The organism is Brucella rhizosphaerae (assembly GCF_002252475.1).
Taxonomy (GTDB): Bacteria; Pseudomonadota; Alphaproteobacteria; order Rhizobiales; family Rhizobiaceae; genus Brucella; species Brucella rhizosphaerae.
This window is the reverse complement of the sequence record NZ_NNRK01000034.1, coordinates 591,571-605,758: the sequence shown is the minus strand read 5'-3', so window position 1 is coordinate 605,758 and position 14,188 is coordinate 591,571. Positions and strand designations below refer to the sequence as shown.

Genomic DNA, 14,188 nt, shown 5'->3' with positions numbered 1-14,188 from the left:
GGTATCATGACCGCCGGCGTTCCTAATGCCCGTCTTGTTGACGTCGAGCTCGATGAATCCATCGGCCGCTCGACGCCTGACGTCGAGCATGAGCGCGCGGTCGCGATCTTCGATCTGATTGAAGAGAATGCTTTTCACCCGGTGGGCGACGATACTGGCGGCCCCTATAAGCTGAAACTCTCACTGATGGAATCACGTCTGATTTTTTCCATCATGCGTGAAAGCGGCGATGGTGTTGCGACTCACATTCTCTCGCTAACCCCGCTGCGGCGCGTTGTGCGCGACTATTTTCTCGTTTGCGAAAGCTATTATGAGGCTATTCGCTCCGCGAGCCCCAGCAAGATCGAGGCAATCGACATGGGTCGGCGCGGCTTGCACAACGAAGGATCGCAAACCCTGCAAACGCGGCTGAATGGCAAGATCGAAGTCGATTTTGCGACCGCACGGCGCCTTTTCACGCTCGTCTGCGTGCTGCACTGGCGGGGCTGATCCTTGATGACCACTCAGGAAGCGACTGCACAAGCTGAAGAAACAGAAGCCGTCAAACGTCCGACTTCTGTGCTTTTCGTCTGTGGCAAGAATTCTATTCGTTCGCCAATTGCCGAACTTCTTGCAAGAAAGCTGCTTCCACCCAATATGTATATAGCTTCAGCCGGTGTTCAGCGCGGCGAGCGCGATCCGTTTGTCGATGCAGTGCTTATTGAAGAAGGCCTGTCGCTCGATGCCCGGCAACCGCGCGAACTGGAAGAACTGGCTGACGGCTATTTCGATCTTATCATCACACTCACACCGCTCGCGCATCATACAGTGCTTGAACGGATGCGTGGCTTTTCCGTCGATGTGGAATATTGGCCAACGCCTGATCCAACGCTTATGACGGGAAGTCGGGAGCAGATCATGAATGCATATCGTGATGTGCGAGACCGCTTAAAGCGGCAAATTACTAAGAGATTTGCACCAAAATAACATCGCCCAATTCGGTTGTTCACAAATGCCGTCTAATCATATAGGTTCCGGCCAAATTTAAAGCTGCGGCCCGGTTTTGGGCCAATCTATCAAAGAAAGTAACAGGTATCGCATGGCGAAAGAAGAAGTCCTCGAGTTTCCGGGTGTTGTTACGGAACTGCTGCCGAATGCAATGTTCCGCGTGAAGCTCGAAAACGAACATGAAATTATTGCCCATACCGCAGGTCGCATGCGCAAAAACCGCATCCGCGTTCTCGCTGGCGACAAGGTTCTCGTCGAAATGACCCCTTACGACCTGACCAAGGGCCGTATCACCTACCGCTTCAAGTAAGCAGTATCCTGCCTTTCAGGAAAACTTTGTTCCAGGAAAAACCTTGTCTATGAGCGCGCAACATAAGCTGGTTCTTGCCTCCGGCTCTCCCCGCAGGATCGAGCTTCTGGGGCAGGTCGGCATTGAGCCGGATCATATTCAGCCAGCTGATATTGACGAAACGCCTGAGCGCGCAGAACATCCGCGTTCATTGGCGCGACGTCTTGCGCGTGAAAAGGCAAACGCGGCACAGGAACAATTGAAAGGCGATGAAAACTTCGCCAATGCTTATGTTCTGGCGGCCGATACGGTTGTTGCTGTGGGACGTCGTGTCCTGCCCAAGGCGGAGATTAACGATGAAGCGCGGGAATGTCTGCGTCTTCTGTCGGGGCGCACCCATAAGGTTTTCACTGGCGTTTGCCTCATTCTGCCGAACGGCAATTTGCGTCAGACGCTCGTTGAAACGCGTTTGCGTTTCGAGCGCCTGACGCGCAAACAGATTGACGCCTATCTGGCTTCAGGTGAGTGGCGTGGCAAGGCTGGCGGTTATGCCGTTCAAGGCCTTGCTGGGAGCTTTGTTATCAAGCTGGTCGGCTCATATACCAATGTAGTCGGCCTCCCCTTGCAGGAAACTATAAGCCTGCTAGCCGAAGGCGACTATCCGGTTTACGCCAATTGGATAAACGGCAAGGTCTGAGAACTTTCATGAGCGACAAGAAAGACATATCCGCAGCTGCCGGTTCGCGCGTAACACCATTGCGCCCGACTCGCCCCTGCCCTGAATGCGGAAAGCCATCAGCGCGCGATACCTATCCGTTCTGCTCGCCGCGCTGCAAAAGCATCGATCTCAATCGCTGGCTTTCGGGAAGCTATGTCATTCCCGGAAAAACGATTGAGGAAGAAGAAGAAAACGACAACTGAGGTTGTCTTATGTCGATTTCCACAGTGAAATCGGCACTTTAGCGTGTTTATAAGAAATCTTATAAAAATTGCGATGGGGTGCTGGACAGCGCGAAATTTAATGCTATAACCCACCCACTTCCGGCGGACACCAACACCGCCACACGGTGAGAAATCACTACAAGGATGCCCGGATAGCTCAGTTGGTAGAGCAGCGGATTGAAAATCCGCGTGTCGGCGGTTCAAATCCGTCTCCGGGCACCATCTTTTCCTGATATTTCACAGTGATATGCGACCGTTTGATGCTCATTGGCCCACGCGTTTGATAGTTGATCGTAACAGCCAATTTCCTCAATGAGTCGCATACTTCTATACGATCAACACCGGCTCGCTGCTCTATTTCGATCTCAACCGGTTCAAACACGAGCGTGGCCAAACCGCTGGAGACGAATTATTGTGGCTGATCGGCGAACCGGTAGTCGCGCGCAATCGTCCTGATGAAGTTAGTGCGCATACCGGCGGTGATGAGTTTATCGTTTTGCGTTTAGGCGACACCAAAGCAAGCGATCTCGCTGTAGCTCAGCAAATCACGGCTCTGCCCGATGATGCCATTTCCCGAGCAGGTTTTCCCTGTCTGCTTCTCAATGGGCCTTGTGAGTTTCACTGTGGCTCCTACAGATGATGCGCCTGCGCTCTATCCAGCTGATGCACTTCTTTATGATGCCAAGCGGCACGATAAGAACCTGATTTCTACAAGTGAACAGAAATAGGGTTTCACTTTTGAGTGAGGCGCAAACGTGCCGCTTCGCAATGATTGATCTCAAGTACTTCTTCTGCGACCACTGCTTTCTACAGATAATCGGGAATCTTATCTGGCGAGCCTCATCGCAATCCGTTTATCATCACGCAGTTTCGACCCACATTTAAGCGAGGATTTTCCATGATCTGGACCTTGTTCGGCATTCTTTCGGGTGCCTGTATCGCCATTCAGGCTCCCATCAATGCAGCGCTTGCGCGTGGACTTGGGTCTCCGGTCACCGCTGCGGCGATTTCCTTTCTGTCAGGCGCAGTCATTCTTGGCATGATCGCAGCCATAACCGCGCGTGCGACAGGTGTGATGCCGGCGTTCAACGTGCCTGCAGGCTGGCTGTTCGTGGCTGGTGGCGCGCTTGGCTGTATTTATGTGACAACATCAGTCTTGCTGACACCGCGCATTGGTGCTGCGGCTGTGATGGGGCTTGCCGTCGCCGGGCAATTGGTGGCGGGACTTGCCGCGGATCGTATCGGGTTCATGGGGGTAGCAGTGCGCGAAATCACTGCGGGGCGCGCGGCGGGAGCCGTACTATTGCTGACCGGCGCTTTGATGATCCGCTTTCTCTAAAAACAAAAGCCGCGCTGGATTTTTTCAGCGCGGCTTTTTTTATCAACCCTTGAAGGTGTATTCCGTAATCGACTGCGGCTTCATTTCGATGGAGAAGCCCGGCAGCGATGGCGGCATGTAAGCCGCATCCTTGATCACACATGGCTCAATGAAATGCTCGTGCAGATGATCAACATATTCGATCACACGGCCGTCCATGGTGCCGGAAACGGCGACATAGTCGATCATCGAAAGATGCTGCACATATTCGCACAGGCCAACACCACCTGCATGCGGCCAGACAGGTTTGTTGTACTTCGCAGCAATCAGCAGCACGGCCAGCACTTCATTCAGGCCACCCATACGGCAGCTGTCAATCTGAACGATGTCGATGGCGCCTTCTGCGATGAACTGCTTGAACATGATGCGGTTCTGGCACATTTCGCCAGTCGCAACCTTCACGTCGCCAATGGCTTCACGGATCTTGCGATGGCCTGCAACATCATCCGGGCTGGTCGGCTCTTCGATGAAGAACGGCTTTGAGAAAGCAAGCTTGTTGACCCACTTAATCGCCTGGTCGACTTCCCACACCTGATTGGCGTCGATCATCAGATAACGGTCGGGACCAATGACTTCACGCGCGATGGTGAGACGACGAATATCGTCTTCCAGATCACGACCGACCTTCATCTTGACGTGGTTGAAGCCTTCATCAATCGCTTCCTGACAAAGACGACGCAGCTTTTCGTCGTCATAGCCGAGCCAGCCTGCCGAAGTCGTGTAGCAAGGATAACCCTTGGCTTCGAGTTGCGCGATACGCTCCGCCTTGCCGCTTTCCGCCTTGCGCAGAATTTCAACGGCTTCGTCGCGTGTCAGCACGTCCGTGATATAGCGGTAATCGACGATATCAGCGATTTCCTCAGCTGAAAGTTCCGACACAAGACGCCAGACCGGCTTGCCGGACTGCTTTGCCAGAAGATCCCAGAAAGCGTTGACGACAGCACCGGTTGCCAGATGCATCGCACCCTTTTCAGGGCCGATCCAGCGCAGCTGGCTGTCGCTTGTCAGATGCCGCCAGAACTTGCCAGGTGCGGAGCGCACAACGTCGAGATCGACGCCGACCACCAGATGGCGCATGGCGAGGATGGCCTGACAGCAGATGTCGTTGCCGCGACCGATGGTGAATGTCAGACCGTGGCCCTTCAGCGCCTCGTCATCCGTATCGAGGATGACATAGGCTGCAGAGTAATCCGGGTCCGGGTTCATCGCGTCGGAACCGTCCAGACTTTGCGAAGTCGGAAAGCGAAGATCGAAGACGCGCAGATCAGTAATTTTCGTCATGATTTATCCGTGATCAATGCATGATCCCAAAAAGTGTGAACCTGTTTTGGGATCATGCTTAAACAAAAGCCTAGATGTCAGCGCGGACGTTCTGCTTCTGCGAGCCGAGGCCTTCAATACCGAGTTCGACAGTGTCGCCGGCCTTGAGATAGCGTGGTGGCTTCATGCCCATGCCGACGCCGGGAGGCGTGCCGGTGGAGATGATATCGCCAGGCTGCAGAGACATGAACTGCGAGAGATAGGAAACGAGGTAACGCACGCCATAAACCATGGTCTTGGACGAGCCGTCCTGCATGGTTTCGCCGTTGACCTTGAGCCACATGGCAAGGTTTTCCGGATCAGCGATTTCGTCCTTCGTCACCAGCCATGGGCCGGTTGGACCAAACGTGTCGCAGGATTTGCCCTTGGTCCACTGACCCTGACGCTCGATCTGGAAGGCGCGTTCGGAAACATCGTGGATGGTGCAGTAACCGGCGACATAATCAAGCGCATCGTCTTCGCTGACATATTTCGCGGTCTTGCCGATCACGATACCAAGCTCGACTTCCCAGTCGGTTTTCTCAGAGCCGCGCGGGATGAGAAGGTCGTCGTTCGGGCCAACGATTGCAGAGGTTGCCTTCATGAAGATAATCGGCTCAGGTGGCACGGTTGCACCCGTTTCAGCCGCATGGTCGGAATAGTTGAGGCCGATGCAGATGAACTTGCCGGTTCCTGCAACACAAGAACCAAGACGCGGATTGCCTTCAACCTTCGGCAGCGAGTTCACATCGAGCGAACCAAGCTTGGCAAGCGCTTCAGGGCTCAAAGCCGTACCCGACAGATCGCTTACATGGGCAGACAAATCACGGACATTGCCATCAGCGTCGAGAAGGCCCGGCTTTTCGTGACCGGTTTCGCCAAAGCGAAGAAATTTCATGAGTTTACTCCTTTGGGGGGATAGAATTAATTCCAGTTTTGAAAGCTGCCGAAATTCTGGCTATGGCGTGCCGAAAACGGTGTTTTTCGAGAACCGGAGCGGAGTGTACTTAAAGGTACATGAGCACCGGAAGCGCAGAAGAATACCGTTTGCAGGCCGCCAGAGCCTGAATAGCGATAGCTCTAGATCGTCCAGCCACCGTCGATATTGTAAGCTTGGCCGGTCGTGTAAGTCGCGCCGGCGAGATAGACTGCGAGGTCGGCAATTTCTTCGGGCTGGCCAATACGGCCAATCGGCTGACGGGCGATGAAGGCGGCACGCTGCTCTTCATAATCACCTTGCGCGCGCAGACGATCCTGCAGCGACGGGCTTTCAACCGTACCGGGACAGATTGCGTTGCAGCGGATGCCCTTGGCAACGTAATCGGCAGCAACGGCCTTGGTAAGACCGATGACGGCAGCCTTGGTGACGCCATAAGCAAAGCGGTTCGGCACACCCTTCACACTCGATGCAACCGAGGCCATGTTGACGATTGCGCCGTCTTTGCGTTCCAGCATACCCGGCAGCACGGCACGGATGGTGCGGATCATTGCCTTGATGTTGAGATTGACCGCGAAATCGAGGTCTTCATCCTTCATTTCCAGAATAGAGCCGCCATGGACGACGCCTGCGCAGTTGAACAGAATATCGACCTGACCGATTTCAGCGATCGTTGCGTTGACTTCCGCCTCGTCGAGAACGTTGAGTTTACGCGTGATAATCCCCGAAACGCCGTCGATCTCTTTCAGCGCAGCTTCATTGATATCGGTCGCATAGACCTTGGCACCAGCTTGCGCAAAAGCCAGTGCACTTGCGCGACCAATGCCCTGAGCTGCGGCTGTAACAACAGCCGTCTTTCCATCAAATCTTATCGTCATTATCAAGCCTTCCGTTCGACAAGCAGGATGTGGTCGCAAGCTAGCACCACTTCGTCCCGCTGATTAAGCACTTCACACCGCTCGGTAACGCGGCCAAAATTTTTCCGCTTCGGATCATCTTCCTTGGCACTGATCGTCACGCGTGTGCGGATCGTATCGCCTATATGCACCGGACGCACGAAACGAAGACGGTCATAACCATAGGAAAACGCAACAGGGTTAATAAGCGTCGCAGTTAAGCCGACGCCGATTGCGAAGACCATTGTGCCATGGGCAATCCGCTGACCGCCCGGCAAAGTTTTTGCGAACTCCGCATCCATATGGTGCGGAAAAAAATCGCCTGTATGTCCGGCATGCACCACGAAATCCGTTTCGGTGATGGTCCGGCCATAAGTGCCCCGCTCATGGCCAAGTTCATAATCTTCAAAATAGATCGTCTGTTCGGACATGATTAAAACTCCGGCTTTGCAGCAAGCTGGGTAGCGGGCGCAGCGCTTGACTGATAGGCCGCTTCGACCAATGCCATGGTGTGCCAGGCATCCTCGACCGAGCCGATCAGTTCTGCCTCTTCACCGCACGCAAAGCGCTGCAACTGCGCCATACGGTTGAGAAATGCATCCGGGAACCACCCGCCTTCAAGCGGCACGGAAACCCAGTCATCGCCACCCTTTGGCTTGATCCAGAGCTCGTCTGGCTCGCCGCGCGGATAGTCGAGATTAACGCCAAGCTTCACATAGGCCGCACCTTCTGTCCCGCAGATGCGGAACTCGCAGGCCTGAAATTTGCGTCCGAAATCATGGTCGTGATTGATCGACAAGGCGCAACGTACGCGGTTACCATAATCGAGGATCGCAGCCGTACGGGTTTGGGCGACTTCGTGGTTTGGATGGCCGATGGTCTTGGCGTGAACGCCTTGCGGATTGCCCAGAAGCCCGCGCACAAAATCCAGATAATGGATTGAGTGCATGGCGATCTCTATGCGCGGCAGACCTTTCAAGAATGGCCACAGACCCCATGGGGTCGCAAGCGCCAGCCATGCATCGAAATCCACGACTTCGCCAAGCAAGCCCTTATCGACGGCATCGTAGAGTGCCAGCATCATCGGCGCAAAACGCAGCTGAAAATTCACGGCCGCTTTGAGTTTGCGCGCGCGGCAGACTTTCAGGATTTCCGTAGCGCTACCCAAATCACTGCCCATCGGCTTTTGGATCAGAACGGCAGCGCCTTCCGGCAATTGCGAAAGGATCGAAGCATGCGCTGAAGGCGGCGTTGCCAGATCGAAGATTGCGTGCTCATTTGCGATCGCTTCTTCAATACTCGCAAAAGCCTTGACGTCCCACTGATCGGCAAGCTCTTTCGCCTTCTTGAAATTGGGGTCGAAAATACCCGCCACCGGGAAGCCACCTTTTTGATAAGCGGGCAGATGCGCGTCACCGACAATACTGCCTGCACCAAAAATCACGATGGGCTTTGGCTGAGAGGGTTTGGCCCACCACTGGCGCAGGGTTTTGGGATCGAACGCCTTAGTCATGATGGAAAACTTCCTCCATCATTGCCCACCACTCGCCTTGCTTACGGGTTTCGAGCGGCTTCTGGCATGGCATGCAAACAGCCCACCATTCCTGATTTTTAGGATTGTCCGCCATCTTCTTCATGTCAGCTTCAAAGTCGGCGCCCACATATTCCCATGTGCCGAACAGCAGGTTCTCAGGCTCTTTCAGAAAGATCGTATAGTTGGTGATATTGCACTCTGAGATGAGCGCCAGAATTTCCGGCCACACGCTCGCATGCAGCTTCTTATACTCTGCGATCTTTTCAGGCTTGAGCCCGATCACCATGCCCATGCGTGTACTCATGCCGCGCTCACGATCTCACGGGTGAACTCAGCAACTGAACGACTGCGCACAGCATCCCAATCCCATTCGATACCAATACCCGGCTCGGATGGCGCAATGGCATGACCATCACGAATTTCCATGCCCTTGGTGGTCAGTTCATCGAGTTGCGGAATATATTCGACATAACGGCCATTCTGCACTGCGCAGGTAAGGCTCACATGCAGCTCCATCAGGAAGTGAGGGCAAACTGGAATGTCGAAGGCTTCCGCCGCATGTGCAACTTTCAGCCATGGCGTGATACCGCCGATGCGAGCCACGTCGACCTGCACGATGGAGCAGGCCCCCTTCTGCATATATTCGCGGAAATGGCGGATTGAATAGATCGATTCACCCACCGCAATTGGCGTCGGGGTCGAGCGCGTCAGGCGAATATGGCCGTCAAGATCATCCGCCGGAAGCGGTTCTTCGATCCATGCCAGATCAAGTTCTTTCAGACGTTCTGCACGGCGGATCGCCTCATCAACTGTAAAGCCCTGATTGCAATCGGTCATGATTTCAAAGCCGTCACCGACAGCCGCACGAACCGCTGCCAGACGCGCATAATCTTCCGAGCCATGCGGCTTGCCGATTTTTACCTTGGAGCCGGAAAAGCCCTTGGCTTTGGCTTGCAGTGCGTCCTCGACGAGCGCTTCTTTTTCGATGTGCAGCCAACCGCCCTCGGTCGTATAAAGCGGGCAACGATCCTTGGCTCCGCCTGCAAGCTTCCAAAGCGGTAGCTTCTGCTTTTTCGCACGCAAGTCCCAAAGGGCCGTGTCGATGGCAGCAAGCGCCAAAGCCGTAATTGCGCCAATGGTTGTGGCATGGGTTGCAAATTCGAGCTTACGCCAGATCGCCTCGATGCAATCCGCATCATCCCCGATGATCAATGGCACCAGATGATCGTTGAGCAGCCGCATCACTGACGATCCGCCAGTTCCGATTGTGTAGCTATAGCCGGTGCCGACTGCGCCATCACTGTCGGTAATTGTGACGATAGGCGTTTCCTGACTGACAAAGCTCTGGATCGCATCGGTGCGTTTGACCTTCGGCTGAAGGTCGACCATCCGCAGTTCAACTTTTTCAATACGTGCCATGATTACACCGCCAGATTCTGGGCCAGATTCTGGGCCAGGCTCTTGCCGCTTGCTGCATCGAAGAGGTGCGCTTGCGACAAATCAAATTGCATCGGAATGGTTTCACCCGGTTGCAGATGACGCGGGTTCAACATACGCGCCACCCATTCCTTGCCTGCAAACTCCGCAAAGACCAGCGTTTCATTGCCAAGCGGCTCAGTGATGGAAACGCGCAAGCCACCCTCGTGAATAGCCTCACCCGACGAAAGGCCGTGGCCTTTCGGGAAAAGATCATCCGGACGCAGACCGAAAGTCACCTTCGCACCATCTTTAACTTGCGCCTTGAATTGGGCGGGCACCGGCAAGCGATCGCCATTGGCAAAAACCAGCTCGGACGCCTCAACCGTTGCTTCAGCCATATTCATTGGCGGCGAGCCGATAAATCCTGCCACGAACTGGGTTGCCGGACGCTTGAACACTTCATCGGGTGTGCCGACCTGCTCGATATGGCCATCGCGCATGATCACAATACGATCAGCCAGCGTCATCGCCTCGACCTGATCGTGGGTCACATAAACGACTGTCGACTGTACCTTGGCATGTAGCTTCTTGATCTCGGTGCGCATTTGCGTGCGCAGTTTCGCATCGAGGTTGGAAAGCGGTTCGTCGAACAGAAACACTTCCGGATTGCGCACGATGGCGCGACCCATGGCGACGCGCTGGCGCTGACCGCCGGAAAGCTGCGCCGGACGACGTTCCATCAGTGTTTCAAGACCAAGAATGGCGGAGGCTTCATTGACGCGGCGGTCGATTTCCGCCTGCGGCTGCTTGGCGATTTTGAGCGAAAAACCCATATTCTCGCGCACCGACATATGCGGATAGAGCGCATAGGACTGAAACACCATGGAGATGTTGCGATCACGCGGCGGCAGATCATTGACGACTTTACCGCCGATTTCGAGCGCACCGTCGGAAATGCTTTCAAGGCCTGCAATCATGCGCAGCGTTGTAGACTTGCCGCAGCCCGAAGGCCCAACAAGTGCAACAAATTCCTTGTCAGCGATTTCGAGATTAATGCCATGCACCACTTCGATTGTGCCGTAGCGCTTGACGAGATTTTTAATGGAAAGCTGAGCCATTACTATATCAACCTTTAACCGCGCCGAACGTCAGACCAGCAACAAGATGCTTCTGAACGATGAATGTGAGGGTCAGCGCCGGGATAATCATCACGACTGCAAGCGCGCACATGCCACGCCAGTCGATGGTGAATTCAGCGGTGTAATCGAGAAGACCGACAGGAAGGGTCTTGGAATTAACCGAACGGGTGAGCTGGGATGCCAGCGCATATTCGTTCCATGAGGTGAGGAAGGCGAAGATACCTGCTGTTGCGATGCCGGGACCGGCCAGCGGAAACTCCACCTGCCAGAATGCCTGCCAGCGTGTGCAGCCGTCAATCTGTGCGGCTTCCGCCAGATCCTTTGGCACCTGACGGAAGAAGCCATCGATCAGCCAGATGGTGAAAGGCACGTTTAGCGCCACATAAGTTACGATCAGACCGAAATGCGTGTCGATGATGCCAATGCGCGAATAGAGCATGAAAAGCGGCAACGACAGAGCAATGCCCGGCACCGAGCGCGTCAGCATGAGGCCAAGAAAGGTCGTCGACTTGCCCCAGAAGCGAAAGCGCGCGAAGGCATAGCCGCCTGATACACCGACGATCAGCGCAATCACTGTAGACGTAACCGAGATAATCAGCGAGTTGCGGAAATAATCCCATACCGGAATGCCACCACCACCTGCGCCAGAGAACATTGCGTAATACGCATCAAGTGTGATTTCCTGCGGAATCCACACTGGCGGCTTTGCCATGATTTCGACCGGCGGGCGCAGCGAAGACAGAACGATCCAAAGACCCGGCAGACAGATAACGGTCATCGCGAGGAACAGGCCGATGAGATAAGCGACCTTCTTGACGCGGCGCAGCAGACGGTGCTGATCATTGGAGAGTGCTTTGTGAGCCATGATTACCACTCCGCTCCAATTTGCGCGCGTGCGGCTGCAAGCTTGCGGAAGAACATTACAGTGAAGAGGATCGAGAGCAGGATCGCGACATAGGCCATAGCATTTGCCAGTCCCATCTGCGCATCCGAATAGGCGGTGCGTCCTACAAGCGTCCAGATCAGCTCGGTACGGCGTGCCGGACCACCATCGGTCATGATCTTCACAATATCATAGGCGCGCGCCACATCGAGCGACCGGATGGTCATTGCGATGAAGGCAAACGGCATCAGATAAGGCCAGATGACATAGCGGAAGGTCTGCCAGGGTGTGCAGCCATCGACACGGGCTGCTTCGACCGGGTCCTGCGGCATCGACAGAAGACCGCCCAGAATGAGGATCGCAAACACCGAGGTCGACATCCAGACTTCAGCCATCAGGATGGCGAACAGCGCCAGATTGCCGTCGATCAGCCATGGAATGGCTGTGTTGGTGAGGCCGAGCGACTGCAGCGCATTGTTCACCAGACCTATATTGTCATTGAACATGAACTTGAACTGGAAGCCGACAAGAACAGGCGAGAACATCATCGGGAACATCATCAGGGTGCGCAGAAGGCGCTGGCCATGGGTGGCCTTGTTGATGAGCAGCGCCAGCCCGAGGCCAAGCAGCATTTCCAGATTGAGTGCAATGGTGAGGAAAATCACCGTACGAATGAATGCAGCCCAAAACACCCAATCGGTCATGATGCGCTGATAGTTTCGCAGGCCGATGAAGGTGAACAGGCTTTCTGGACGCGTCAGCCGGAACGGCGTGAAGCTTGAATAAAGCGAAAGCGCGAGGGGAAACAGAACCACCGCCGCGAGAATGATGAAGGCCGGAAGCAGAAGCAGAACCGGCGGGGAAATTCGTTTAAACATTGTTCTTCCGAAGCGGCGGACCACAGCATCGGCCTAAAAATCGGTATCGATTTTTGGCAGGCACGATGCGTCGATACAATAGTTCAGAGCGTCCTTGATGCGTCCGGTTGGACGCGTGGCGCTCTAAGCGGAAAACCTGTCAAAACGGCCCGCCAGTCGGTTTCCCAAAGGCGGGCCATGAAGTCACCAAGCGAAATCAGAGTTCGCCTGCATCCTCGAGGATCTGCGTTGCTTTCTTGGCTGCATCGTCGAGCGCCTGTTGCGAAGTCTTGTCACCAAGAATCGCGGCCTGAAGCTCAGGATAGACAGCGTTTGAAATCTCGATCCAGGATGGTGTCTGCGGAACCGGGAAAGCGGTCTTTGCCGTTTCCTGGAATACTGAGAGCACTTCCTTCTTGTATGGATCAGACGCAGCCTGTTCGATGACGTAATCCCAGACGGCTGTACGGGTTGGCAAAGTGCCTGCAGCCGATTCCTGCTTCTGCGAATCTTCGTTGGTCAGGAACCAGACGAGCGATGCAGCAGCTTCCTTGTTGCTGCAGGTTTCAGTGACCGAGAAGCCGTGATGGCCCGACCAGCCAGTGCGCTTACCCGACGAACCTGTCGGTGGAGGAACGATACCAACATTGCCTGCGACTTTCGACGACTTTGGATCGTTGAAATAGGTCGCCCAGCCCGGCCAATCCAGATTGAGTGCGATGGTGCCCGATGCAAAGCCTGCGCCAAGTTCATCCCAGAGATAGTTGGTCGTGCCGGCAGGAACTGCCTTGGCCTTGTAGACATTGACAAACCAATCGAGCGCGCGAACACCGGCTTCCGAATTGAAAGCAGGCTTGCCGTCCTTGTCGAGATATTCGCCGCCTTCAGCGACGAGCATTTCATAGAAGCGGCCGTTGATGGCTTCTTCCTTGCCCGCAAACTGGGTGCCGTAGAAATTTGGCGGATCAGCAAAGAACACAGCCTGATCGGAAACTTCTTTCCAGGTCTTTGGCGGTGCCAGATCGTAGCCGTATTTCTCCTTGAATGCCGCCTTCTTGGCGTCATCTTCGTAGAGGCCCTTCTGGTAATAAAGCGCTGAGACGTCAAACTGTGCACGCGGCAGCATGATCAGCTTGTCGTTGAGCGTGGAAGCCTTAATGACCGACGGCACGAAGCCTTCGATTTCTTCCTTTGGAAGCAATCCGTTCAGATCGGCATAAAGGGTAGGATATTGTGGCGCAAAGGACGAATGGTTGGAGCCAACGCACCAGTTGATCGAACCCGATGCGATGTCTGACTTGATTTCCTTGTCCAGTTCGAAGTGGTTCTTTTTGGACAGGATGTTGACCTTGGCACCGGTTGCCTTTTCCCAATCGGCAATGCGCGAATAGAGCGCTTCATATTGCTGACCGCCGATCAGCTTGGCGTCGATTGTGACGCCTTCAAATTTGCCCGGAAGTTCCGCAGCCCCCGCGGAAACCATTCCTGCAGCCAGCAGCACAGAACCTGCCAGCACAGATGTCGTGAAATTTCTCATGCTTCTCCTCCTCTTGACGGGCAACTCCCATGCCCACCCCCAATTGTGAATTGTGTATTTATATGCAAACATAATATTCACACCCGGTCAA

19 protein-coding genes and 1 tRNA gene are annotated in these 14,188 nt (G+C 54.6%); 9 read left to right on the top strand and 11 right to left on the bottom strand.

Annotation, left to right across the window (positions count from 1 at the left end; genetic code table 11):
• The first annotated feature begins 6 nt into the window (after positions 1-6).
• The 9 genes from CEV32_RS19955 to CEV32_RS19920 all read left to right on the top strand — a co-directional run bounded on the left by CEV32_RS19955 (position 7) and on the right by CEV32_RS19920 (position 3,557).
• A complete protein-coding gene (locus CEV32_RS19955) occupies positions 7-489 on the top strand; it encodes a UPF0262 family protein (protein ID WP_094578832.1) in 483 nt (160 codons plus the stop codon).
• A gap of 6 nt (positions 490-495) precedes the next feature.
• Positions 496-966, top strand: coding sequence for an arsenate-mycothiol transferase ArsC (locus CEV32_RS19950; protein ID WP_094578831.1), 471 nt, complete (start codon positions 496-498; stop codon positions 964-966).
• 112 nt (positions 967-1,078) lie between these two features.
• Positions 1,079-1,297, top strand: coding sequence for a translation initiation factor IF-1 (gene infA, locus CEV32_RS19945; RefSeq protein WP_002965531.1), 219 nt, complete (start codon positions 1,079-1,081; stop codon positions 1,295-1,297).
• A gap of 49 nt (positions 1,298-1,346) precedes the next feature.
• Positions 1,347-1,973: a Maf-like protein gene (locus CEV32_RS19940; protein WP_094578830.1), complete on the top strand. Its 627-nt coding sequence runs from the start codon at positions 1,347-1,349 to the stop codon at positions 1,971-1,973.
• An 8-nt stretch (positions 1,974-1,981) separates the two neighbouring features.
• Positions 1,982-2,197, top strand: coding sequence for a DNA gyrase inhibitor YacG (gene yacG / locus CEV32_RS19935; protein ID WP_094578829.1), 216 nt, complete (start codon positions 1,982-1,984; stop codon positions 2,195-2,197).
• Between the two features lie 167 nt (positions 2,198-2,364).
• Positions 2,365-2,440, top strand: a tRNA-Phe gene (locus CEV32_RS19930).
• Positions 2,441-2,552: 112 nt separating this feature from the next.
• The gene (locus CEV32_RS24100) at positions 2,553-2,858 is read left to right on the top strand and encodes a diguanylate cyclase domain-containing protein (RefSeq protein WP_094578828.1); all 306 of its coding nucleotides are present in this window, start codon (positions 2,553-2,555) and stop codon (positions 2,856-2,858) included.
• A complete protein-coding gene (locus CEV32_RS23765; RefSeq protein ID WP_167382830.1) occupies positions 2,779-2,946 on the top strand; it encodes a hypothetical protein in 168 nt (55 codons plus the stop codon). The genes CEV32_RS24100 and CEV32_RS23765 overlap by 80 nt, the downstream gene beginning before the upstream one ends.
• Before the next feature lie 170 nt (positions 2,947-3,116).
• Positions 3,117-3,557 (top strand): DMT family transporter, encoded by a 441-nt coding sequence (locus CEV32_RS19920; RefSeq protein ID WP_094578827.1) that lies wholly within the window; start codon positions 3,117-3,119, stop codon positions 3,555-3,557.
• Positions 3,558-3,599: 42 nt separating this feature from the next.
• Here CEV32_RS19920 and CEV32_RS19915 read toward each other — a convergent pair whose 3' ends face one another.
• From CEV32_RS19915 to CEV32_RS19865, 11 genes are all read right to left on the bottom strand, one after another.
• Positions 3,600-4,877: an L-fuconate dehydratase gene (locus CEV32_RS19915; protein ID WP_094578826.1), complete on the bottom strand. Its 1,278-nt coding sequence runs from the start codon at positions 4,875-4,877 to the stop codon at positions 3,600-3,602.
• 70 nt (positions 4,878-4,947) lie between these two features.
• Positions 4,948-5,793: a fumarylacetoacetate hydrolase family protein gene (locus tag CEV32_RS19910; RefSeq protein WP_094578825.1), complete on the bottom strand. Its 846-nt coding sequence runs from the start codon at positions 5,791-5,793 to the stop codon at positions 4,948-4,950.
• A gap of 182 nt (positions 5,794-5,975) precedes the next feature.
• The gene (locus CEV32_RS19905; protein ID WP_094578824.1) at positions 5,976-6,710 is read right to left on the bottom strand and encodes an SDR family oxidoreductase; all 735 of its coding nucleotides are present in this window, start codon (positions 6,708-6,710) and stop codon (positions 5,976-5,978) included.
• A 2-nt stretch (positions 6,711-6,712) separates the two neighbouring features.
• Positions 6,713-7,159, bottom strand: coding sequence for a MaoC/PaaZ C-terminal domain-containing protein (locus CEV32_RS19900; protein WP_094578823.1), 447 nt, complete (start codon positions 7,157-7,159; stop codon positions 6,713-6,715).
• A gap of 2 nt (positions 7,160-7,161) precedes the next feature.
• Complete coding sequence (locus CEV32_RS19895) at positions 7,162-8,241, bottom strand: Gfo/Idh/MocA family protein (RefSeq protein WP_094578822.1); 1,080 nt, start codon at positions 8,239-8,241, stop codon at positions 7,162-7,164.
• Positions 8,234-8,566, bottom strand: a complete 333-nt coding sequence (locus CEV32_RS19890; RefSeq protein WP_094578821.1) for an L-rhamnose mutarotase — start codon at positions 8,564-8,566, stop codon at positions 8,234-8,236. Before CEV32_RS19890 ends, CEV32_RS19895 begins: the two co-directional genes overlap by 8 nt.
• Positions 8,563-9,681: a mandelate racemase/muconate lactonizing enzyme family protein gene (locus tag CEV32_RS19885; RefSeq protein WP_094578820.1), complete on the bottom strand. Its 1,119-nt coding sequence runs from the start codon at positions 9,679-9,681 to the stop codon at positions 8,563-8,565. Before CEV32_RS19885 ends, CEV32_RS19890 begins: the two co-directional genes overlap by 4 nt.
• Before the next feature lie 2 nt (positions 9,682-9,683).
• A complete protein-coding gene (locus CEV32_RS19880) occupies positions 9,684-10,799 on the bottom strand; it encodes an ABC transporter ATP-binding protein (protein WP_094578819.1) in 1,116 nt (371 codons plus the stop codon).
• A 7-nt stretch (positions 10,800-10,806) separates the two neighbouring features.
• Entirely contained in the window at positions 10,807-11,685 is an 879-nt protein-coding gene (locus CEV32_RS19875) for a carbohydrate ABC transporter permease (RefSeq protein WP_094578818.1), read from the bottom strand.
• A gap of 2 nt (positions 11,686-11,687) precedes the next feature.
• Positions 11,688-12,581, bottom strand: coding sequence for a carbohydrate ABC transporter permease (locus CEV32_RS19870; RefSeq protein WP_094578817.1), 894 nt, complete (start codon positions 12,579-12,581; stop codon positions 11,688-11,690).
• A 196-nt stretch (positions 12,582-12,777) separates the two neighbouring features.
• Complete coding sequence (locus CEV32_RS19865; protein ID WP_094578816.1) at positions 12,778-14,097, bottom strand: type 2 periplasmic-binding domain-containing protein; 1,320 nt, start codon at positions 14,095-14,097, stop codon at positions 12,778-12,780.
• Positions 14,098-14,188: the final 91 nt, after the last annotated feature.